At 25.6% G+C, this 24,902-nt stretch carries 18 protein-coding genes; all 18 read right to left on the bottom strand.

The genetic code is table 11. The features are described from left to right. Positions 1-2 precede the first annotated feature (2 nt). Complete coding sequence (hisIE, locus tag RDY08_RS10360; protein WP_307904355.1) at positions 3-626, bottom strand: bifunctional phosphoribosyl-AMP cyclohydrolase/phosphoribosyl-ATP diphosphatase HisIE; 624 nt, start codon at positions 624-626, stop codon at positions 3-5. Between the two features lie 45 nt (positions 627-671). After that, on the bottom strand, positions 672-1,427 hold the full coding sequence (hisF, locus tag RDY08_RS10365; RefSeq protein WP_307904356.1) for an imidazole glycerol phosphate synthase subunit HisF: 756 nt from the start codon (positions 1,425-1,427) through the stop codon (positions 672-674). A 19-nt stretch (positions 1,428-1,446) separates the two neighbouring features. Then, a complete protein-coding gene (locus tag RDY08_RS10370) occupies positions 1,447-2,325 on the bottom strand; it encodes a CPBP family glutamic-type intramembrane protease (protein WP_307904357.1) in 879 nt (292 codons plus the stop codon). Between the two features lie 161 nt (positions 2,326-2,486). Then, complete coding sequence (locus tag RDY08_RS10375; RefSeq protein WP_307904358.1) at positions 2,487-3,485, bottom strand: LTA glycolipid anchor biosynthesis glycosyltransferase, IagA/BgsA family; 999 nt, start codon at positions 3,483-3,485, stop codon at positions 2,487-2,489. A gap of 529 nt (positions 3,486-4,014) precedes the next feature. Further along, the gene (locus RDY08_RS10380; RefSeq protein WP_307904359.1) at positions 4,015-6,423 is read right to left on the bottom strand and encodes an efflux RND transporter permease subunit; all 2,409 of its coding nucleotides are present in this window, start codon (positions 6,421-6,423) and stop codon (positions 4,015-4,017) included. A gap of 10 nt (positions 6,424-6,433) precedes the next feature. Then, on the bottom strand, positions 6,434-7,612 hold the full coding sequence (locus RDY08_RS10385; protein WP_307904360.1) for a hypothetical protein: 1,179 nt from the start codon (positions 7,610-7,612) through the stop codon (positions 6,434-6,436). An 11-nt stretch (positions 7,613-7,623) separates the two neighbouring features. Continuing rightward, positions 7,624-8,445 carry an outer membrane lipoprotein-sorting protein gene (locus RDY08_RS10390; RefSeq protein WP_307904361.1) on the bottom strand — a complete coding sequence of 274 codons (822 nt, stop codon included), beginning with the start codon at positions 8,443-8,445 and terminating at the stop codon, positions 7,624-7,626. 156 nt (positions 8,446-8,601) lie between these two features. Next, the gene (locus RDY08_RS10395) at positions 8,602-8,940 is read right to left on the bottom strand and encodes an ABC transporter permease (RefSeq protein ID WP_307904362.1); all 339 of its coding nucleotides are present in this window, start codon (positions 8,938-8,940) and stop codon (positions 8,602-8,604) included. A gap of 41 nt (positions 8,941-8,981) precedes the next feature. Beyond that, positions 8,982-9,731: an EFR1 family ferrodoxin gene (locus RDY08_RS10400; RefSeq protein ID WP_307904363.1), complete on the bottom strand. Its 750-nt coding sequence runs from the start codon at positions 9,729-9,731 to the stop codon at positions 8,982-8,984. A 255-nt stretch (positions 9,732-9,986) separates the two neighbouring features. After that, on the bottom strand, positions 9,987-10,547 hold the full coding sequence (locus RDY08_RS10405; RefSeq protein WP_307904364.1) for a hypothetical protein: 561 nt from the start codon (positions 10,545-10,547) through the stop codon (positions 9,987-9,989). 10 nt (positions 10,548-10,557) lie between these two features. Next, complete coding sequence (locus RDY08_RS10410) at positions 10,558-11,292, bottom strand: MerR family transcriptional regulator (protein WP_307904365.1); 735 nt, start codon at positions 11,290-11,292, stop codon at positions 10,558-10,560. 110 nt (positions 11,293-11,402) lie between these two features. Beyond that, entirely contained in the window at positions 11,403-12,716 is a 1,314-nt protein-coding gene (locus RDY08_RS10415) for a TIGR02679 domain-containing protein (RefSeq protein ID WP_307904366.1), read from the bottom strand. 38 nt (positions 12,717-12,754) lie between these two features. Then, entirely contained in the window at positions 12,755-16,879 is a 4,125-nt protein-coding gene (locus RDY08_RS10420) for a TIGR02680 family protein (RefSeq protein WP_307904367.1), read from the bottom strand. After that, on the bottom strand, positions 16,872-18,020 hold the full coding sequence (locus RDY08_RS10425; RefSeq protein WP_307904368.1) for a TIGR02678 family protein: 1,149 nt from the start codon (positions 18,018-18,020) through the stop codon (positions 16,872-16,874). The genes RDY08_RS10420 and RDY08_RS10425 overlap by 8 nt, the downstream gene beginning before the upstream one ends. Then, positions 18,020-19,549: a TIGR02677 family protein gene (locus RDY08_RS10430; protein ID WP_307904369.1), complete on the bottom strand. Its 1,530-nt coding sequence runs from the start codon at positions 19,547-19,549 to the stop codon at positions 18,020-18,022. Before RDY08_RS10430 ends, RDY08_RS10425 begins: the two co-directional genes overlap by 1 nt. A 69-nt stretch (positions 19,550-19,618) precedes the next feature. Further along, positions 19,619-21,169, bottom strand: coding sequence for a P-loop NTPase family protein (locus RDY08_RS10435; protein ID WP_307904370.1), 1,551 nt, complete (start codon positions 21,167-21,169; stop codon positions 19,619-19,621). A gap of 197 nt (positions 21,170-21,366) precedes the next feature. Next, on the bottom strand, positions 21,367-22,920 hold the full coding sequence (locus RDY08_RS10440) for an AAA-like domain-containing protein (protein WP_307904371.1): 1,554 nt from the start codon (positions 22,918-22,920) through the stop codon (positions 21,367-21,369). Between the two features lie 190 nt (positions 22,921-23,110). Beyond that, positions 23,111-24,661, bottom strand: coding sequence for an AAA-like domain-containing protein (locus tag RDY08_RS10445; RefSeq protein WP_307904372.1), 1,551 nt, complete (start codon positions 24,659-24,661; stop codon positions 23,111-23,113). Between the last annotated feature and the right edge of the window lie 241 nt (positions 24,662-24,902).

The raw sequence follows: 24,902 nt of genomic DNA on the forward strand, positions 1-24,902 counted from the left end.
ACCTATTTTTTCTCTCTTTTTCTTAACTCCTCCTCAACTTCTGAAGGTTTAATATCAAAATATGCTAACAGTACCAATGAATGGTACACAAGGTCCGACATTTCATAAATTACCTCTGCTTTATCTTCATTTTTAGCACCTATTATCACTTCTGCTGATTCTTCGCCTACTTTTTTTAATATTTTATCTAATCCTTGTTCAAACAAATAAGTAGTATATGATCCTTCTACTGGATTTGATTTTCTATTTATTAATAAACTATATAAAGCGTTTACAACACTCTCTTTTTCTACTTTTTCAAATTCTTTTAATTTTCTATAAAAACAGCTTCTATTTCCTGTATGACAAGCTACATTTCCTACTTGTTCAACTTTTATCAAAAGTGTATCTCCATCACAATCATAAAACATCTCTTTTACATTTTGAATATGTCCTGATGTTTCTCCTTTTACCCATAATTTTTGCCTACTTCTACTAAAATAAGTAGCTTTTCCTGTTTCTAATGTTAATTTTAACGATTCTTTATTCATATACGCCATCATAAGTACTTCGTTGTCTTTATAATCCTGCACTATTGTAGGTATAAGACCTTTTTCATCAAATTTTAATTCTTCCCAATTTATCATATTAAAACCTCCTAAAATTATTTATAATTTAATTTATGATTTAACTTATAATCTAACTTCTATCCCTTTTTCTTTTAAATATTGTTTTGCTTCTTTTATTGTATATTCTTTAAAATGAAATATTGATGCTGCAAGTGCTGCATCAGCTTTTCCTAATGTAAATCCTTCATATATATGTTCTAAATTTCCCACTCCACCTGATGCTATTACTGGTATATTTACACTTTCAGATATCATTTTAGTAAGTTCTAAGTCATATCCATCTTTAGTCCCATCTTTATCCATAGATGTAAGTAGTATCTCACCTGCGCCTAATTTTTCTACTGTTTTTGCCCATTCTAATACGTTTATTCCTGTTGGTGTTCTGCCACCATGTAAAAATATTTCCCAAAATTCTCCATTATTTTTAGCATCCATTGCTACAACTATACATTGACTTCCAAAAATTTTTGCTCCTTCTGATATCAAATCAGGAGTATTTACTGCAGCTGTATTTATAGCTATTTTATCTGCTCCAGCACTTATTATTGCTCTTATATCATCTACTGTTTTTATTCCTCCGCCAACTGTAAATGGAATAAAGACTGCTTCTGCTACTTTTTTTACCATCTCTACAACTGTTTTTCTCCTGTCAGATGAAGCTGTTATATCTAAAAATACTAATTCGTCTGCTCCTTCACTATTATATATCTTTGCTATTTCAACTGGATCCCCTGCATCTTTTAATCCTAAAAAATTTATACCTTTTACAACTCTTCCATCTTTCACATCAAGACACGGAATTATTCTTTTGGCTAACATTTTTACCCATCTCCTAACTTTAAAAATATGTTAATAAATATACTGAAAATATTGAACTTCTTATTAAAACATTTATAACTATACTTTTATTATATTTTATATAAATATGTGAAAATGCAATACTCAATCCAAATAGTAGTAAAGAAGCTGGAATTAATCTATATATCATATCTGTCGTTAGCTCTGGAACAAGAAATACTTTAAGTGTAAATAAAATAGATGTTAAAAAATATGCTAATCTATAATTAATTCCATTTTTTATTAAATCTTCTAATAATAATTTTCTAAAAAAAAGTTCTTCGCCTACAGAATAAAAAACAGACATAATTACAATGCCAATAATAACCTTTATATTTCCAGTTATATAAATTTTAAATCCAATTAAATTTTGATAAGCTATATAATTTATAATAAAAAATCCACCTGCCAATATTCCCCTAAATATTTGTTGAGAAAACATCGTTAAGATTTTTAAATTTATATTTTTTAATTTTTCTAAATTAACAATAATTATTGGAATAATATAGAATAATAAAATTAGTAAATTTACATTCCCATAAGAATTAAAATATTGTAACTCTCTATTATATATAAATCCATTAAAAATATTTTCTAATATTAACATCATTAATAAAACAACTAATATACTAAAGCTTATTTGTAATCTTTTTTCTTTTTTGGAATAAAAAGCGTATATTAAATAATACCCACCGAAAACAAAAACATCTATAAAACTATTTTTTAAATATATATTATCTTTAAAAAAAAATCTAATTAATCCTTCAATTCCAACTATAACAAAAGCAAAAAATAATATCATAAAATTTTCTTTATTAAAAAAGCTTTTTAAATAAAGTAATTTATTATTTTTTTTTAATATTAAACTTTCTATATTCATAATAAAAGCTCCTTTTTTTTAACAGCTTAAAAACTCTTCATCTATTTTATAATAAAATTTTAGAACAATATTTTTTAAACATTCTTTAGGAATGGCTTAAAAATAACATTCCTATTTTGTTTTAAAATACGCAGTGATTCAAGCGTTTTTATAACAAAATTTTAAACATTCTTTAATACTTTTTTATAAATACTTTTTAATTTTTCTCCTATTATTTTTAAATCTCTTTCTTCTGCTGTTTTTCTTCCATTTTCAACTATATTTTTTATCTTATCTTCATCTATCTCACTTATTATTTTTATAAATTCATCTATATTTTTACCTTTAAAAGCATTTTTATTATTATTTAACCATTTTTCATATACAGGAATATCTCTTACAATTACAGGTGTTTTCATTGATAATGCTTCTAATACTACGATTCCTTCATTTTCTTCATATGTAGGAAAAAAGAAAGCTTTTGCTTCTGAATAAGCACCTAAAATTATTTCATTTGAAACATATCCTGGAAACTTCACATTTTCAGGTGGATTTTTCATTAATTTCTGTACATCTCTTGGTAAAAGTGATGCCATTTTAGCTCCAAACCATATAAATTGATAATCTGGTAATTTTTTTGCCACTTCACAAAAATCAAATATCCCTTTTCTTCTAAATGGCAACCCTACACATATAATAAGCGGTTTATTTAATGGATATTCTTCTTTAAACTTATCTGCTAATTCTCTATTTTTTATAAATTTGTTTGTATCCACTCCATTTGATACTACATCTATATTTTTATCTATACCATAACTTTTTATTAAATTTTTTGTATATTCACTTGGAGATATTAAAGAATCTGCTTGTGAATATAATTTTATTAATCTTTTTTTTATAAAAGGTGATATCATATTACTTAATACAAAGCTATTTCTAAAATCTTCAAATGTTGTATGGGTATGATATATCACAGGAATTCCACTTTTTTTAGACTTCTTTAATATTTTATCTGAGCCTGGACCTATTGTATTTATATGAACTACATCATATTTTTCATTTTCATCTGTTGTAAATTCAACACCTGCTTGTGTTAATGCTTCTTTTTGATGAGTTAACGCTCTTCCAACGCCTGATTTATTAAATAAACTTTTACCTTCTGAATATAATAATACTTTCACTTTTCCTCCTAAGTTATATATTTGTTCATTTTATTATACTCTTTATAATGGTTTTTTTCAAGATTTAATTCTTGTCTTTGATGATATACAACAAAATAGAACTATAAAAATCAATAATGGTATGATTGATTTTTATAGTTCTATTTTATAATTTTTTTATATAATTCTCTTTATTATATTGAACTTTAAAATAATTAAAAATTTCTATAAATACAACTGGATTATCTAGTATAAAATCTGATTTGAATAGTTAATTTTTGTTAAAATTATTGAAATTAGCATTAGATTATTAAACTCCCAAATGGTAGTTTTCTAAAAACCACTACATATAGTTTCATAAAACCTTTTGAACACTACATGTAGCGGTATGAAGAAAACTAAATACTTTTTTGTGGGTCAATCGTTATATAATATATAATGAATAGACTTATTAATTTGTGATGAATAGGGCTATCTTCTAAATCCATAACTTCCCCCTCAAATTTTGATACTCTAAATTCGAACTGTTACTTTCCTTAATAGCTTATCCTTATTTATCAAAAGCTTTGAATTTTTTTATCATAAAAGGTGTTAAAAAATAATCTGTAAACAAAGCAAAACTTAGACCACATATCACAGTAATTCCCAAATTGACATACATTTTCACAGGTGAAGAAATAAACATACCATATGTAAATATCAAAATCACTGTTGTAAGAGTAATTGCTTTTCCTATATCAAGAAATGTATTTTTTATCGCTATATCATACTCCCCTGTTTTTTCATAGTTAAATTTCATCTGATTAATAAAATGAATCGTATCATCAACTGAAATACCAATAATCATAGGCATAATCGTAACAGTCATAAAATCAAGAGGAAAATCAAAGTAACCCATAACTCCACCGATAACAACCAGTGGCAATACATTTGGAATCATCCCGATTAATCCAACTTTTATGCTGCCAAAAACTATCATTAACAGTACAGCTATAACTCCAATTGCAACAAATAATGATATTAATTGTCCTTTCACTAGGTATTGTGACATTTTTGCAAACTGAGTAGCTCCTCCTGTAAATTCCGGTTTCATATCTGGAAAATATTCTCTTACTTTTTTTGTTATTAAGTCATACTCATTCATAAATTCTTTTGACTTAAAATCTGACATTTCAACTTGAATTCTAAAATATGAAGATTTATCATCACTTTTTTCAAGAGTTTTCACTCCTTTTTCAAAAATATCGAAACCTAAATCATCTACTTCTTCAGCGTAATTTATCCAACTTCTTGCTTCATCTCCACCTGAAGTATCATACAGAAACATTAGCTGAGAAATTGTTTCTTTACTATCTGGTATTTTGTAATATTCTTTGTTACCATCATTTACTACCTGGTTTAACTCCTTTAAAATGTCAATAAAAGATGTAGTTCGTTTTGTCAAAGGCTGCTTGTTTATATACTTAATAATTTTTTCCATATTTTTCATATTTTTAGGATTTTTTAAACTGTCAAAATCTTTAAATGGTAAAGTTATATCATATGAATATATTGTCCCAATCTTTGAGTTTCCTGTTTCATATGCCTCTTTTACATACGGAACTTTTAGCCCCATTGTTTTCATCATATCAACATCTACATTTAGCTTTGTAATACCAAATCCAATTATTCCAAGAAAAATTGTCATAACAAAAAGTATTTTTGTAATATTTTTTTGTCCCCATTCACCAACATTCATAAAAAAAATATCTAATTTACTAAATTCCTTGATATTTTTATTTTTCTTCACTTTTCCAAAACTTAAAAATATCGGCAATAATATAAGTGTATAAATATATACTGTTGAAATTACAGCTCCGCATGTATAGCCGATCCATCTGATTGTCATTACATTTGTAAAAATCATTGAAAGAAATGCAACTATTGTTGTTAGCGCTGTAAATAATAATGGCCAGCCTGTATGTTCTATTGCATAAATTGCAGCTTTTTTTCTATCTCTTGTTATTGCCAATCCTCTTTTAAATGTATTAAATATATGAATAGAGTACCCAACGGAAACACCTATTCCTAAATACAGCGGTAGTGTAACAGACATCATCTGTATTTTTATTCCAAGAAGTCCCATAAATCCAAACGGAATTAAAATACTTAGTATCATTGTAGCTGACGGGATTATAACTCCACGAAATGACCTTAAGGTTATCATCAGAAGAATTATTGAGGCTATAAGTGCAAGTATTATTCTCTGACCCATCTCCTTTCCTAAAAACTCTGTCTCTTCAAGTTCGAGAATAGGCGCTCCTGTTGCTCTGATTTTTATTCCTTTTTTATTAAACTCTGGCATTTTTAGAATATTTTTTATTTCTTTAGCTACCATCGCTGATGGTGGATTCCTTATATCAAAATCATCTGGAAATGGTTTTAATTTTAGTATTAACCATGTTTGTTTTGAATCATCAGATACAATTTTATTAACAAGATTTTTCTTGCTAAGTACTTTTTTCCTAATCATTTCCAATTTCTCACTCTTTTTAGGAATAACGCTTGGCACGATATCAATTATTTCCATCTTGTCATTTGAGCCTTGAATATACTCAAATTCTGTAAGTGATATAACCGGATTCTGCGAAGAAACATAAGGTACTTTTTCTACTAGAACATCCCCTAAATTTCGTATTACTTTTAACGTTTCATAATTAAATACATCTTTTGATTCAATTAAAAAAGCAACATATTCATTATTTCCAAACCTTTCTTCAAACTTTTCCTTTTGCTGTAAAAAAGGGTCTTTTTTATCAAACCAGCTGTCTGGAGAAACATCCATTGACATTTTGCCTAGACCGAAAAAAGCTATCATCGTGAGTAAAGTTATTATTCCCAGAAAAATGAATCTTTTTTTTATTAGTTTTTCTCCAAACTTTTTAAACCCTTTATTTATCTTTGATATATTTATTCCCATTTTTTCCCCCTTAAAAATTATAAGTTGTTTTTAAAGACAACTTTGTATTTTCTTGTTTTATTGAAATCCCTGTTTCAAAGTTAATATTATCATTTATTGAATATTTTACCATCGGTGTTATCTCCCATACTTCAGATGATAGATTAATATAACCTGACATAGACATTGTCAGCAGGTCATTAAATATTGTTTTGGAAAAAGATGATATTAAAAAAGGTTCCTCTTTTTTTCTTGAAATAGAGTCGTTATAATTAAATATTCTATCCCCTCCAAATGCCAAACTACCTCCAAGGCTATTCCCAAAATTAAATTCACATACAAGAGCATAACCTATATAATCTTTTTCAATTGCTCCATTACTACCATTTAAACCTACTTTTTCAAAACTTTTTTCAAAAAAATACCCAGTTTCTCCTCTAAGCACCATACTGCCAATTTTTTTTGAAAAATCCATTCCTAGCATTTTCTCTTTACCAAAAGTTACTTTCTTATTAATTTTATCATAAATAGGGAAATCATTTATCCCTTTAAATGCCATCAAGCTGATTTCAGTTGTACCAAGGTATTTTTTATATTTCACACCTACTTCTATGTTTTTTAAATTCACTGAAGGAGTTATGACATTGTATTTCTGATTATCAATTTCTAAATTACTCACTGGTGAAACAGGAATTATAATAAAATTCAATTCAGAACTATTTTTTAATATATCTACTTTTATTGCATTAACTGGAACTTTTAAATCATTGTATTCGAAACTATATCCAGAAACAAGATTTACAGGATTTATTATATCAACAATCTGTGCACCATCTACAACTCCCCATTCTATTATTTGCCTACCTATTCTTATTGAAAAAACATCATTAACATAATCGTAATACAGTTCTTTAAGATCAAGTGAAGGATTTTTCCTATTATCAAACAAAGTTTCCAATGAGATAAAAAGGTCCTTTTTTTTCAATTCCGAATAAAGCTTTAATTCTGAAAGATTTATTTTTCCAGATTTTTCTATTTCAACAATATTTGTATTTCTTAGCGAACCACTTATTTCCCAATTTGATTTTTCTTCATTATATCCTGACTGCGAACTATTAATATCCAAACCTATAAAATCAAAGTTTTCCTCTCCAAAAGATATTAATGCAAAACTAAAAAACAAAATTGCTACTATTAATTTTTTTTTCAATTTTTCCTCCTTTATTTTCTATAAAAAGTTGAAGGTAAAAAGAGCTTTTTATCCATTTGTTTAGGATAATTTATCTCTAAAAGAAATATATAAGTAGAATGTCCTGTCTGGACATTTTTCATGGCCATATCCTTTATATACCAGTATTTTCCACTTTTATTTATACTGCTTCCACCTTCTTTTGATCTCAAGTTCTTTGTAGTCAACACTTTAAATAGTTTATTATCCCTATCATAATATTCTACTTTTGCTATTACCATATTATCTTTTCTAATCCAAAAAATTCTTTTACTATAAATTTCATATTTATTCAATTGTTTTGGAATAGATTCTATTATGTAACATTCCTTACCATCTATAATACTCTCTTTGGAATTAACAAAATTAAAATTATCCTTCTGTAACTCTAATTCCCCCAGGTCATCCAGTGTAAAATCTGAACCCATAAAGCTAGCATTCTTGTCATTTCTTGAAGAGGATATCTGTCTTGGAGCCCCTTTTTTTATTCCCGGCAAAGATAACCATGTAATATCCTCCTTATTATTAACATCATAATCCCACATTAACATAGAAGTTCCTTTTACTTCAGCAGGAGCTATGAATTTAAAACAGCTTTCACTTTTATTTTCCCCATCTATTTTTTTAGAATAGCCAATAAATTCTCTCACTCTTTTTCTATTTTTCTTATCAACTAAAATCATTTTTTGCCTCGAATATTGGAATTCTGCTGCTTCTTTTCCTTTGGCTTTTTCCATAACTTCATAAGCTGACATTCCAAAAACAGTAGTTCCTAATATTCCCAACAAAGTTAAATAAAATAATACTTTCCTCATCTTTTTCCCTCCTAATTTTTTTATAATCCCTTATTACTAAAAACTATATCTAAGGAACGGCTTAAAAATTATTTACCCTTTTCATAACAACGTATACAATGGTTATAGCATTTTTGATATGAATTTAGAGTAAGTTATTCTTTCAACGTTTCTCAATTAATCTCGACTTATAATTTCTTTATAGGCTTTTGTAGCTATTGACATCCCAAATATTGCAAAAATAAATAAAATTAGTATTTGAATTGTCAAATCTCTAGTAAAAACAAATGATCCTTGCTGAGTAAACATTGTCCGAAGCCCTGCCACTAGATAGGTCATTGGATTTATTTTGACAATTATTCCAAATATTAATGGTAGTTTTTCTGTAGCATACAAAACATTACTAAAAAATAGAAGTGGCATCTGTAGCATAAATATCACCATATAGTATGCACCATTATTTTGGGCTTTTGATGCAAAATAAAGGGCAATTCCAGAAAAACCAAATCCAAACAATATTATTAATACTTAATATATTATTCATTAATACACCTTCCTTAAAATTTGTACTGCTCTTTTTCCTTTCCTTTTATTCTAAATGCATTTACAGGACAACTATTAACACATCTCATACACGCAACGCAATTTTTACCAATATTTACACTGTTGCCATCCACTTTCAAATTGTCTACAGGACAATTTTCTTCACACTTTTTGCAGCCTATACAAACATTAGAATCAACTGACATATTTTTAGTTGCCCATTTTTTTAAATAATTTTCCATCAAATTAACTAATGGTAAAGTTAACCAATATCTTAATTTCCATGGATTTTTTATCATCTTTTCATTATTAAAAAATTTTTCTATTATCTTTTCAACTTTAATTTCTGTTATTTCTTTTGATTCTTTGATTTTCTCTTCTGAAGGAACTTCTCCTGTCCAATTATTTGGCATAGTTATCTCTTGCTGAATTATTATCTCAAAACCTTTTTTCTCAAGTATTTTTGCCATTATTTTTAATGCTGGCGGAGTACCTTTTGATCCTAGAGTTGAGGTCAATATCGCCTTTTTTCCCTTTGAAATATTTACATTTTTTTCAACCCAGTCAACATAAATTTTTGGAAAAAATTCTGCATAAATTGGTGCACTGAAAATATAAAAATCATACTTATCTTCAAAATTTTCACTACTATCAATTGCCTGTAAATCTACACTTACTCCTTTCGCATCAAACTTTTCTTTGAATTTTTCCATAAGAAACTTTGTATTTCCTGTTCCCGAAAAATAAATTCCTAAACCTTTCATTTTTTTAACCCTCCTTTTTTCATAACAATAAACTGCTTTCTTCCCACCTATTTTCTCTTCACTTTTTTATCGCCTCCACCTTATTAATAAAAGTATACACCGTTACGTTACGTAATGTGCAAGAGGCTTTTTTATTTTTTTAATAGGTATATAAAACATTATAATTTAACAAAAATAAAAAAAGCTGACCCAAAAGTATATTATTGCATTACTTTTGAATACAGCCTTTTTAATTATTCGAATATAAATATATATCTATTTATTAGTCTTTTTTCTTAATTTTAAAAATAACGTTTTTATTGGTAAAAATATTGTAAATAAACATGCAAATATTAATACAGGCATCTGAAATATTCCTTTGATTAAGGTAATCCAGAATTGTACTTTAAATATTAGGTCACTTGAATCAATTCCATTTAGTAATAAACTTCTTATAAAAACATCTTCTCCCATATCCAACATAGCAATTAACATAGGTAATCCCAGTCCCAGTAACCATAGTTTTCTTCCTCTCCACTTTAGTATGTTATATCCAAAGTATACCAAAACACATATAAAGAAAATGGAATAGAATAAAACAAATCCAAAATCCAGAGGAATAAGCTTAGAAATATATAGTTTTATCTCTGAAGGGGAATAAGATCCCAGTAATTCTATAATTTTGTCTTTTGGAGCTCCTATCTGATCGTCAATCATTCTTCCCATTAAGGATCCTGGTTGAGTGAAAAAGTAAGCAGAGTATAGACTAAACATAATAAGCGATAGAATTATTCCTTTCCACGTGGTTAATACCTTTTTAATTATACTGTTTTTCATTTTCTCCTCCTTATTTTTTTTCAATAAGCTTTTTACTAATAAACATTTCGAGTTTATCCATGTTTATTCCTTTTATTTCTGGCATATCTTGAGTTTTAATCATCTCATTCAACAAATCAAAATTTTTCTTTATACTCTCTTGATCTACCTTTCCCCATAACACTTTAATAAATTCTTTTAATGCATTCACAATTTCATCTCTATCTTCTTGTTTAACATTGTCAATCTCTGTTAAACTAACAACTTTTAATGCTGAAAATAGTCTATCGTGTATTTCCTTATTTTGATCTTCAAGATGTAATACTTCTTGTAAAATATCTTCTGGAAAATATTTTTTCATAATTTCCTTATGACTTGCCATCTTTAGCTTTTCATATATTCCAAAAATATCAAGTTCTCCACTTTGTACCTCATCTGTGTGTTCAATTGCAAAATCTATTTTTTTTACAACTGATTTAAAGTCTCTTATTTTTTCAAGCAATCCTTCTTTTTGAGCTTTTAAAATATTTACCAAGTTTACATCAGGTTTGATTAAATAACGGCTAATTTCCTTCAAGGAAAAACCAATCATTTTCATTCCCTGAATTATTTGAAGCTGTTTAATATCCTCCAGCATATAAGCTCTATGTCCATTATCCAATATTTTACTTGGTTTTAAAAGTCCTATCTGATCATAGTATCTAAGAGTCCTTACTGTTACACCAGCCATTTTTGCTAATTCCCCCGTTTTAAGCAATTTTTCCATTTTTTATCACCTCCCATATTAAGTATACAGCATAACGTTGCGTAACGTGCAAGAAAAAATTAAAAGCAACATTATTTATTACAATATTCCTAAATTTTGCGGTCAAATATCTAATCAATTTTTAATATATTCATCACATCTTTAATTATAACATTAATAAATTTTTCTTGAAAAGATTTTCCACCAACTTCTTTTAAAATTTCTGATATTTTTTTTAACTCTAAATCTTCAATTTTATTTAATTTTTTCATACTTGTATCTTTTATCTTCTCATCTGATAAATTTTTTATGTAATTTTCTCTGTTATATCCAATTAATTTAATATTTTTATTATAACGTTTTTTTAATTTATCTGCTATAATCAATCCTTCTGGATCTAAATCTCCAGAATATATAAGTTTTATGTCGCTTTTAACTGCTAAATCCATTAAAAATAGTGCTGATGATTTTATATTACCATATCCACAAATCATAGGAATAATAATATTATATTCAACTTTAAAATAGTTAAATATCTCTATAAATACAGCTGGATTCTCAACTATAATCAAATAATTATAGTTAGAAATAATTTTTTTTAATTTTGTAATTCCTGTCATAGGCATAATAAAATATTCGCCATTATTATAAAATTCTCTCCAGCCAGTGTGCCTTCCTTTTGCTATTTCTGCTTCTAATCCTGATATTGCCACGCTATTTGAAATGTCATCTGTAATTATACCTGCTTCAATATACATTTCAATTCTCTCTTCCGCATTTGTTGGATATTTCTTATTTAAATAATATGATATTCCATATAAAAGTAACTTTCCAGCAAAATTTTTATTGTCAAAAAAGTGTGGGTCTTTTGATATATCTGATGCAAATATTGCTAAAAGTTTATACTCTTTTTTGATTATAGGTAAATTATTTAGACCTTTTATTATTCTTTCTATTATAATTTCAAATTCATTAAGATTATTTTCTTTTTCAAATTTATTATATTCTTTTATTAAAATATTATTCCCTTTATTTCCTTCAATTAAAAATTTTAAAAATTCTCCGCCTACTGTTTCTGCATACCATTCATATAAGTCGACAAAAAACTTTTCTCTTTGTTTTTCATAATTTTCCATTTTATCTTTTTTGTATATAATATTTTCATTAAAATAAATTTCTAAAGCCAATTTAAAATTATCATTTGAAAAGTTCATATTATTAAAACTTTTTATTATATTTTCTATTAAAATTGTTTTTTTACCTATCTCGTAATTTTCTCCTGTAATTTCAGAAAGAGCTGATTTCTCAGCTCTTGACAGTTTTTCTTTTTTTATTTTTCCTAAAAATTTTCCAAATGACTCATATTTATTTTTAATAATTATTAAAATTTTTCTTAAATCTTTTTTAGATTTTAAATATTTCACTAATTCCTGCTCTTTAGTCATATTATTCTCCTAATTTTTTCTTCTCAACTCTTTATCCTCTAAAACATCTTCATATTCCCGCTTTTATTATCGTATAATTCTTTCCCCACTACAGCTGTTCTTTTATTTCCATTCCATTTATATCTAAATACTGTTACTACATCAGAATTATTTGGTCTATATAATTCAGCTATTGCAAGATTTGGTATTGTTCCATAATCTCCCCATAAAACCTGAGAATTAACTATAAAATCAAATTTCATATTAACCATAAATTCAAACATTACACTAATATTTCTTTCATCTACTCCTGCAAAAGCTTCATCAAGAGATATTATTTTTGGCGCATCTTTTGAAGCATTGTCATATCTGGCACTTACTGCTGCGAACAGCGGAACATACATTGTCATTGCTTTTTCTCCGCCACTAAATTTATAAAATTCATTTTGAGTTAATTGTTTTTTTAGTCCCTCTCCTCTTTTTACTGATAATTTAAATTCATACCACTCTCTATAATCCAGCAACTCTTTCATAATTGTATGAAATGATTTAATATTATCCTCTTTCTCCATCTCTTTTTTAGCTTCTGCTATTTTTGATTTAAAATGAGATACTATTTTCGTTATATCTTCTGTTCTTCTTGTAAATTCATCTTTTCTTAATAATTTAACAAGCTCACTTGAATTCATCTGTTCCTCATTATCTGGTTTTCTTCCAGCCCAACTTAATCCAAGTCTTATTGTATTAGTATTCATACTCTCCATTAATTTATTCATATTAAAAACCCAAATTTCGCTTTTTTCAATTTTTTCTGTAATTCTTTTACTAATTGTTTTTATTAATATCTCTTCAAAAAGCTCTCTCTCTTTATCTGCTAATAGTTTTTCATCTCTTAATATATTTTCTTCTATATCTGATAATATATGTATAAGATTTGTCTTTTCTCCTCTTATTTTTCCTATTACATCAACTCTTTTTAATTCTCCTAAAACTTCATTAATAACTCCATTTATAGGCTCATTAAATCTATATTCCATATTAAGTCTATAATCTGATAAATAGTTTTTTGATATTAAAAACTTATTATTAAGGTCATTAGAATACTCTATCCCTTTATCTATATCAATATTTCCTGATAATCTTTGTGATAATGCCTTTAATTCACTTTTATTGCTAATATCCAGCTCATTAACTACATACGCTAAATTTACCTCTTCATATAATCCTTTTTTCCAAGACGATTCTAACTCTTTTAAATTTTCGCTTTCTTGCTCTATTTTTATTAAATTTTCTTTTAAATTTTTTATTTCTGATTCTATTGAGCTTATTCTCATTATAGTTTCATTAAAATTTTTCTCATTTTCTTTACGTTTTTCTTTTAATTGTGCCAATTGCTCTACTAAATTTTCTATTCCTTCTTGTTCTGCTCTTTTTTCTAACTCTTCCAATATTTGCTTTTGTGTATCTAACGCTTTTTTAATTTTATTTAAATTTAATTTTATATCTTCAATTTCATCTTCTACATTTTCAATATTTTCTATTAATCTATCTATTCTTTGCCCAAAATCTAAAAATCTTTTATATTTATTTTCTATTTCCAAAATATTATATCTGTATTTTTCAATTAAATCCAAAGCTTCTGTAAATGATTCTAAATCTAAATTAATTTTTGTTCTTACTCTTAACTCGTTTACTTTTTCATTTAAACTATTTTTTCTCTGTCTAGCAATTAATTCTTCTTTCTCCTTTTCCTCTATTTGGTAAAATTTCATCTGTTTTTCTCTTTTTAATATATTTATATTTTCCATTATTTCTTCTATTTGAATAAAATCAGGTATATTTTCAAACTCTTTTTTTAACATCTCTTTTCTATTTTTTAGATTAGATAATTTTTCTTCTATTTTTGCTTTTTCTAAATTTAAACTCTCAATCTTTTCTTCAAGCAATTTTATTAGCTCTTTTTTATAATTTTCTCTTGCACTTATTCCTATAAATTTTGCTTTATTAATTTTTGTTGTTTTTCCTTCAATTGGACCATAACTATATTTTCCCTCTATACCAATAAAAAATTCTCCACTTTTTTGATTAACAGGGATAGATTTTAATATTTTTTCAATATACTCTTTCTCTTCTTCGTTATATTTAGCTTCTACTTTTAAATAATTAAATAAATTTTTATTTTCTCTGTTTTCTTCAGATATATTTTTATCATCTCTATTTTTATTATACGTCTTTAATAATTTTATCCCCTCTTCAATATCCAATTTTGGCATTTCATTATCAAATAAAATTATTGAGCTAATTATATTTGTATCAATTAATATCTCTTCAATTATCCCTTTTGTTTCCTCAGATATATTTTCTCTAAAATCAACTGTTTTCCAAAACATATCATATTTTATTTTTAGACTATCCAACTTTTTACAATATTTTTTTTCTTTTTCTTCAATTTCATATATAGGGTCTTTTTTTGATTTCCACTCATCTATTTCATCACTTTTTTCTTGAATTTTTTCATTTAAATTTTCAATATGAAACCTGTTTTCAATAACCTCTTTTTCTATATTATTACTACATCTATTAAAAATGTTTTTATATTTATATTTAATATCCAAAATATATTTTTTTTCATCACAACTATTTACTGCTATAATTATATCTTCTAAATCTTTTTCTTGGAAATTCAATTCTTTAGTTTCACTTGCATATTTTTCTAATTTCTCTAAATATATCTCTTTAGAATTATCAGATTTCTTTTCTTCATTTACAATCTCTTCCTCAATTTTTCTTAATTCATCTTTTAAATCATCTACTATTTTTACTATTTTATCATATTCTTCACAGCTTTTTTTATAATTTTCTATTATAATTTTTCCATTCCTAAAAAAATCTTTGAAAATATCTGTCTCTTTTTTTAATAATTCAAAATTATAATCTTTATCCAATTTTGAAAAAAACTCTTTTCTAAAATTTATATCTTCTGAAAAATTAATTTCATTAGCCCTCTCTCTGTTTTCATCTATTAAGCTGTTTAATTGACTATATAAAACCTCTTTATCATTTTTAAGAGAATTAATTTCAGAATATTTTATATTTCTATCCTCTTCTCTTCTTTCGAGTCTTCTGTTTTCTGTTTCAAAATCCTCTTTTTTCTCTTTTACATATGATTTTATATCTAAAATTTCTTTTTGTAATTGATAAAATTCGCTTTTTTCATATGTCTCTATTAAATGATTTATACTCTCTTTTTCAGCTTCAAGTTTATCTCTTTTTGTTATTGACTCATTTTTCTGATTATTAATATTTAAAATATATTTTTCCGTTCTTTTTAATTCTGATATATTTTTGTCTAAGTTTTCTTTAGCTTGAATATATTTGTTTAATTTTTTTAATAAAATATATGAATTATATTTATCGTAAGCTCTTTTTATTTTTTCAGATTCTCGTTTTGCATTTTTTAAAGATTTTAAATTATCTTGAAGTTCATCCATATTTTCTACTGCTTCTGTTAAAGGTCTTAATTCATCATCAGATATAGGCTCTAATGAACCTTTTAATATTTCATAAGTTGCACTTGGTTTGAAATTTTTAGATAATTTTGGACTTCTAAGATTTATTAATAGATTAACTAAATCTTCATATTCTTTTACAGTTTCAAATCCAAATATATATCTATTAACCATAGCCACATAATCGCTTTGTTTATCAACAACTGTCCCGCCATTTCCAATTGCATTTTTTAGCTCCATTTTAGACAATGGAACTTTATTTACTTTCTCTTTATATAAATAAAAATCTCGTCCAATTCTTCTTCCATCATCTATACAAAAATACCATGTCCTTGTTGCAGTTCCACGTTTTGCTCTAATTCCCATACCAAATGAAATATACTCACCTGTTTTCTTCTTTAACTCCATATAAAGATAACCTGTATTTTCATCATACTCTGTTCCTTCCGGAAGTATATATGAATCTATTCTTCTTGCTCTTGAACCAAAAGGATCTAATCTTTCAGGTCTTACACTTCCGTCAAGAAGCAACGGTATAAAACTCTGCATAGTTACTGACTTTCCAGAACCATTAGAACCTCTTAATAACAATTTTCCATCTTCTAATGTAAACTCTTCATCATCATAATACCAAAAATTTATCAACCCAAATCTCTTTATTTGCCATCTATTCATTCTCTTTCTCCTTATAAAAATCTTTTGGATAATTCCCTATATATTTAGATATTGCCGGTAATAATTCTATCTCGCCTTTATTCTCATTATTATTGTTCAAAAGATTGAATCCTTTCATATATTTAATTAAATCTTTTGTTATCCCTTCAACACTCATATTTCTATATTCACTACTCCATCCAGAACTATATTTTTCTTTACATAATTTTACTATTTCTAAAAATTTATCATAACTAATAATAATTCTATCTCTTTCATTATACGAAATTTCTCCTACATTTACTTTATTAATTATTTCTCTACTAACCAATAAAACTATATCTGAAATAGCTTTTGCTCCAGGAAAAACATCTTTATAATTATAGCTGTTTTCAATTTCAATCATTGCATAATTTTTTGTCAAATTAAATCCAGCTTCGAGATATTTTTCAAATTCAGATGCAATATTATGAGTTTGTTTTTTCATATAATCAAAATCTGATTCATTCTCATTATCTCTTGTTACAACTGCATTTATCAATAAATTTTTATATACTCTTTGAGCTCTTGCAGTTCCTCTATCTCTACTTTCATCTTGCCAAATCTCATTTTCGAAATCACTTATATCTTTATATTCAGAAATATCTCTATTAAAATTTCTTATAAAATATCTGGATATTCCAGTAGATTCATATAAAACTTGCGCATTCAAATCGTTTTTAAAACTATCTTCTTCTCCAAAATTTATTTTAACTAATTTCATCTCAACTAAAAATTTTAAAACTTTAACAAAACTCTTTCTTAATGAATAACTATTCCAATCAATATAAAATTCTATTGGATAATTTAACTCCACAAATTCTGAAATATCAGAAAGTATAAATTGGTCACCTCTGTCTTTATCTTCTAAAAATGCCAATACCAAAGAGAACATTATATATTGTTCAGTTTGATTAAAATCTGGAATTCCCATCCAATCTTCTGCTCTCTCTGGTATTTTTTCTAATTTAATTAAATGTTTATTTCTTATTACTGACAATCCACATTTTTCTTCTAAAAATGGTTTAAAAGTAGCTATTTTTTCTTTTATTTCAAAATATCTATCTTTATCATCTTCTTTTAATATCCAAAATTTTTCCAATAATATCTCAATCTCTTTCATTAGCTCTCACCTACAATTTTTATAATAATATCTGGCATATAAAATATCCCATCAATACAATTTAATCTGATTTGATTTTTATCATTCATTAAAATTTTATATGAACTGTTATCTTCATTTTTTCTAATTGGAAATACCCTATATTTAATATTTTCAACTATTTCAAACTCTTTATTCCCGGGAGATTCAATTCCCCTTACTATCCATCTAAGCAAAGTTTTTCTAACATTTTCAGATATATTATCCAAATCAGAAATTTTTATCATTTCACTTTTTACAAGCTCTAATATCTCTTGTTTTTCTTTTTCTAATTCTCGCTGTTTTTCTCTAATTATTTCAGCTTTTCTATGTGTTTTATCAATAATAGCTATTGATTGTCTTTTTTCTCTATATTTTCTTGTTCGTGGTTTTATCTCTAATTCTATTGGCTCTGTTTCAAATGCTCCTATATTTTTATCTGTAACTTCTCCTCTAATTTCACCTTTAAAATGTTTGGTATTAAAAGCTCCAAAAATCATTGCTGAAAGTTTATGAGCTTCATTAATAGAATTACAATTTGAAAACAGAGAAGCTATTTTTAAGCACTCCTCTTTTCTACTTGAAATTTGTCTACTACTTTCCGATATATGTAAAGCTATTCTTACTATTTTTCTTATAATTTCATTTGTCCTGTCATATAACATCTCCATCTCACTTTTTCTATTTTCATTCCCCAAAAACCAAAGTAAAACAGCTTCCCATTTTCCAGTTAAATCCTCAAAAATATTTTCTTCTGTTATATCAGGAGTTAAAATCATAATTTTCTTTTTTTCTAATGAAATTTTCCTAAATATCTCTTCTATTTTTTCTTTATCTATATCTTTCAAAATTTTTACTATAGATAATCCATATTTTTGTAATCCTTTGATGAAATTCCTCAAATAATCAATAAGATTATCTTTATATATTATAAATTGAGTTGTATTAAGTAGCTCTTCAAATTTAAAACTATTAAGTTTCATTATATAGCTTTTATAATTATTATTTAATCTTTCAAAATCAGATATAATATTACTCCACAAAGAATTTATATCGGTAACTTTATTAATCTCTTTTTTATCCAATTCCTCAAGACTATCTCTTAATCTCTCCATAAGAGATGGATCTAATTCTGCTTCTTGAAAAACTATTTTTTCTAAATCTTCTGACACAAGTTTTTCTATAGTTATAGCTTTTTCTGTAATTTGATAAATATATTTTTTATTTTTAAATTCTTCTGGAGTGGTTGCTTTAGCTGTATCTTGAATTCCTATTATATTGCCCCATTCCATTAATTTATTTATATCCTGCTCACACATATCAGAACTATAATCTTTAAATTGCTCGCTTTCTCTCATAATTTTTACAATCTCATCTTTATATAAAGTCCGATTTAATTGGTTATATTTTTCATAAAAAATCCTAATTATCGCTCTATATCTCCTTACATTTTCTGCATTCAGATATTTCACTTCAGTTATAGGTTTTAAATGTTTATTAAAAAATTCCATCTTATCCCCTTTTTATTGTTTTTTAATTGTTAATATGTCGTATAAAGGTCAATTATCTTTCCCATCTTATCACACAACTATCTCAAATATCTCTTTCCCTTCCACTATAACTCTATCCTTAATATACTTTTTCCCCTTATTAAAATTATAAAACACCATATACCCCTTATCTAAATTTTGTGCCTCCAAATATCCACACAACTGCTCCCTACCCTCTTGTTCATACTGACCACCACGCCATATCTTTAACTCTATTACATATTTTTTCATATTGTAAGTTACAACTATATCCATTCTATTGGACTCTCTTGTTTCTGATTCCACAAAATAAAATCCCGTTCCATTTATTATTGGCTTTAAAAATGCTAAAAATAGAAGCCGTCCTTCTCGCTCTACAAATTTTTCATCTATTTTTCTATATTCTGCTTTCATTAGTTCTTGAAATTTACTTAATACTAATTCCATATCCAAATCGCCATTATCATTTATAAATTTCCCCATATATTTATAATCAAGAACAGGCCCTTTTTTCATTTCTCTCATTGCTATCATATAGTTATATAAAAGTATCTCAAATATCTTATTATTAATTATTAATTTATGTTTTTCATTTTCTCTAAATATTCCATACATTATTCCTAAATTATGAGCTTGTAAATTATACTGTATTTCCTCTCCATCAAGGACTATTCTCTCTATTAGATTATATAATTCTTTATATCTATTTATATTTTTTATTACATCATCAAATAATGTATTATTACTATTTAATATTATTTTTATAGCTTCTTCTAACCCTTTTTCACTAAAATCTCTATCTAATTTTTCATCTATTACTTTGCATAATTTACTTACTAAAAACGGATACCCATTTGTATACATATATATTTTTTCAGAAATATTTTTTATATCCATTCCTGTCTTTGCATCTACTTCATATTCAATTAACATTGTTGATATCTCTTCTGAATTAAAGCTCATATCTATATCAAAATCTAACGCTATATTCCACGGACTATTTAATGTCCTAGTTTCATCTGGTCTTAATTTCAATTTCAAATTTTTTACATCATGTACTCCTGCTAATATTACTGTATTAAATGTATAATCTTTTCCCATATTTCTTCTTAAATATTTATCTCTAAACATTCCTATAAAATTTAAGAATAATTGATTATTACTGCTTTTATCTACTTCATCTATCATTAATATTACTTTTTTATTTGCTTCTAATATAAAGTCTGTTATAAATTCATCTAACTCTTCGAAATTTGTTACCCTATTATTTTCATCAATAAATTTTATTAATTTTGTTTCTTTTTTTAATTTTAACTCTTTTCTTAATAGTTTTATAAATACTTTTGATAAATTTTTTTCATTTTCAAAAGGAACTTCTCCTATCCCTTCAAAACTTATTGATATTAATAAATATTCCTTATTATCTCTCAATTTTCTTTCTAATAAATACATTGTTGTTGTCTTCCCATATTGTCTTGGACGATTTATTGTAAAATATTTTCTTTTTTCTATTAATTTTATTATTTCATTTAATTTAGATGTTGTATCTACCATATAATGTTCTTCAGGAATACAAGTTCCTGTTATATTAAATTCTTTCATTTTTACCTCCTATTGCTTTATAATCTATCTTTAAATTTATAACTATTTTTCTATTACTTTTCAAATTTGAAATCTATCCATATAAAATTTTATTAAATTTTTATTTTATTTTCTATCTGCCCCTATCCGCCTTTATCTCGTGGTTAAAATTTATTTTTTCTTCTATCTTCTCATTATAAATTTTCAATTATACTTTTTCACACAACTATCTCAAATATCTCTTTTCCTTCTACTATAACTCTATCCTTAATATACTTTTTTCCCTTATTAAAATTATAAAACACCATATACCCCTTATCTAAATTTTGTGCCTCCAAATATCCACACAACTGCTCCCTACCCTCTTGTTCATACTGCCCACCACGCCATATCTTTAACTCTATTACATATTTTTTCATATTATATGTAACAACTATATCCATTCTATTTGACTCTCTTGTTTCTGATTCTACAAAATAAAATCCCGTTCCATTTATTATTGGCTTTAAAAATGCTAAAAATAGAAGCCGTCCTTCTCGCTCTATAAATTTTTCATCTATTTTTCTATATTCTGCTTTCATTAGTTCTTGAAATTTACTTAATACCAATTCCATATCTAAATTACCATTATCATCTATAAATTTTGTCCTAAATTCATAAGTTAAAACTACTCCTTTTTCTCTCTCTCTTTTTGCTATCATATGATTGTAAAGTAATATTTCAAATATTTTATTGTCTATCTCTACTTTTTTATTTTTTCCTCTTATTATTCCATACATTTTGCCTAATGAAGCCATTATATCTGTATGCACATAATCAACTTTCTCATTTCCTAATATAACTTTTTCTATAAATTTATAAAACTCTCTATTATTTTCTATATTTTTTATTATATCATCAAATAGTGTATTTGGGGTTTCCAATATTATTTTTATAGCTTCTTCTAACCCTTTTTCTGTAAAATCTCTATCTAATTTTTCATCTATTACTTTGCATAATTTACTTACTAAAAATGGATACCCATTTGTATACATATATATTTTTTCTGAAATGTTTTTTATATCCATACCTGTTTTCGCATTTTTCTCATAATCTATTAACATTGTTGATATCTCTTCTGGACTAAAGCTCATATCTATATCAAAATCTACCGCTATATTCCACGGACTATTTAAAGTTCTGTTTTCATCTGGTCGCAATTTCAACTTTAAATTTTTTACATCATGTACTCCTGCTAATATTACTGTATTAAATGTATAATCTTTTCCCATATTTCTTCTTAAATATTTATCTCTAAACATTCCTATAAAATTTAAGAATAGTTGATTATTACTGCTTTTATCTACTTCATCTATCATTAATATTACTTTTTTATTTGCTTCTAATATAAATTCTGTTATAAATTCATCTAACTCTTCGAAATTTGTTACCCTATTATTTTCATCAATAAATTTTATTAATTTTGTTTCTTTTTTTAATTTTAACTCTTTTCTTAATAGTTTTATAAATACTTTTGATAAATTTTTTTCATTTTCAAAAGGAACTTCTCCTATCCCTTCAAAACTTATTGATATTAATAAATATTCTTTATTATTTTTCAATTTTTCTTCTAATAGATACATTGTTGTTGTCTTCCCATATTGTCTTGGACGATTTATTGTGAAATATTTTCTTTTTTCTATTAATTTTATTATTTCATTCAATTTAGATGTTGTATCTACCATATAGTGTTCTTCAGGAATACAAGTCCCTGTTATATTAAATTCTTTCATTTTTACAACCTCCGCTTGTTTTATCATTTATCTTTAAATTTATAATTGCTTTTCTATTATTATTATATCTTCTACTCCATTATTTAGCATATTTGGAATCTACTCCTACAAAAAAATTTTTTGAATTATCACTATATCTTCTATGCTTCTATCTTCTCATTGTTAATTTTTCATTATCAATTATCTCTTATCACACAACTATCTCAAATATCTCTTTACCTTCCACTATAACTCTATCCTTAATATACATTTTCCCCTTATTAAAATTATAAAACACCATATACCCCTTATTTAAATTTTGTGCCTCCAAATATCCACACAACTGTTCCCTACCCTCTTGTTCATACTGACCACCACGCCATATTTTTAACTCTATTACATATTTTTTCATATTATATGTAACAACTATATCCATTCTATTGGACTCTCTTGTTTCTGATTCTACAAAATAAAATCCTGTTCCATTTATTATTGGCTTTAAAAATGCTAAAAACAGTAATCGCCCTTCTCGTTCTACAAACTTTTCATCTATTTTTCTATATTCTGCTTTCATCAATTCTTGAAATTTACTTAATACCAATTCCATATCTAAATTGCCATTATCATCTATAAATTTCCCCATATATTTATAATCAAGAACAGAACCTTTTTTCATATCTCTCATTGCTATCATATAATTATATAAACGTATCTCAAATATTTTATTATGAATTATTAATTTATGCTTTTTATTTTCTCTAAATATTCCATATATTATTCCTAAACTATGAGCATCAGAATTATATTGAATCTCCTCTCCATCAAGGACTATTCTCTCTATTAGATTATATAATTCCTTATATCTATTTATATTTTTTATTACATCATCAAATAATGTATTATTACTATTTAATATTATTTTTATTGCTTCTTCTAACCCTTTTTCTGTAAAATCTCTATCTAATTTTTCATCTATTACTTTGCATAATTTACTTACTAAAAATGGATACCCATTTGTATACATATATATTTTTTCTGAAATGTTTTTTATATCCATTCCTGTTTTAGCATCTGCTTCATATTCAATTAGCATTGTTGATATCTCTTCTGAATTAAAGCTCATATCTATATCAAAATCTACCGCTATATTCCACGGACTATTTAAAGTTCTGTTTTCATCTGGTCGCAATTTCAACTTTAAATTTTTTACATCATGTACTCCTGCCAATATTACTGTATTAAATGTATAATCTTTTCCCATATTTCTTCTTAAATATTTATCTCTAAACATTCCTATAAAATTTAAGAATAGTTGATTGTTACTACTTTTATCTACTTCATCTATCATTAATATTACTTTTTTATTTGCTTCTAACATAAGCTCTGTTATAAATTCATCTAACTCTTCAAAATTTGTTGCATTATTATTTTCATCAATAAATTTTATTAATTTTGTTTCTTTTTTTAATTTTAACTCTTTTCTTAATAGTTTTATAAATACTTTTGATAATTTTTTTTCATTTTCAAAAGGAACTTCTCCTATTCCTTCAAAACTTATTGATATTAATAAATATTCCTTATTATCTCTCAATTTTCTTTCCAATAAATACATTGTTGTTGTCTTCCCATATTGTCTTGGACGATTTATTGTAAAATATTTTCTTTTTTCTATTAATTTTATTATTTCATTCAATTTAGATGTTGTATCTACCATATAATGTTCTTCAGGAATACAAGTTCCTGTTATATTAAATTCTTTCATTTTTACAACCTCCATTAGTTTGCCTTGTTTCAATTTCTTTTTTATTATATTATGATTAGACCCCCAAAATGTAGCTTTCTAAAATCATATTATTAAGAGCTCAATTAACTTAATAGTATTATAACATATTTGAATTACAAAATAAATTTTTTTATATTTTCCAACAGTCCCAAGTTTTTGTAGAAAAAAATTTCATTTAGTTTTCATTATTATTTTATCTTACATTACTTTTTATCCGCCT

The sequence above is a fragment of the Haliovirga abyssi genome (assembly GCF_030295325.1).
GTDB classification, from domain to species: Bacteria; Fusobacteriota; Fusobacteriia; order Fusobacteriales; family Haliovirgaceae; genus Haliovirga; species Haliovirga abyssi.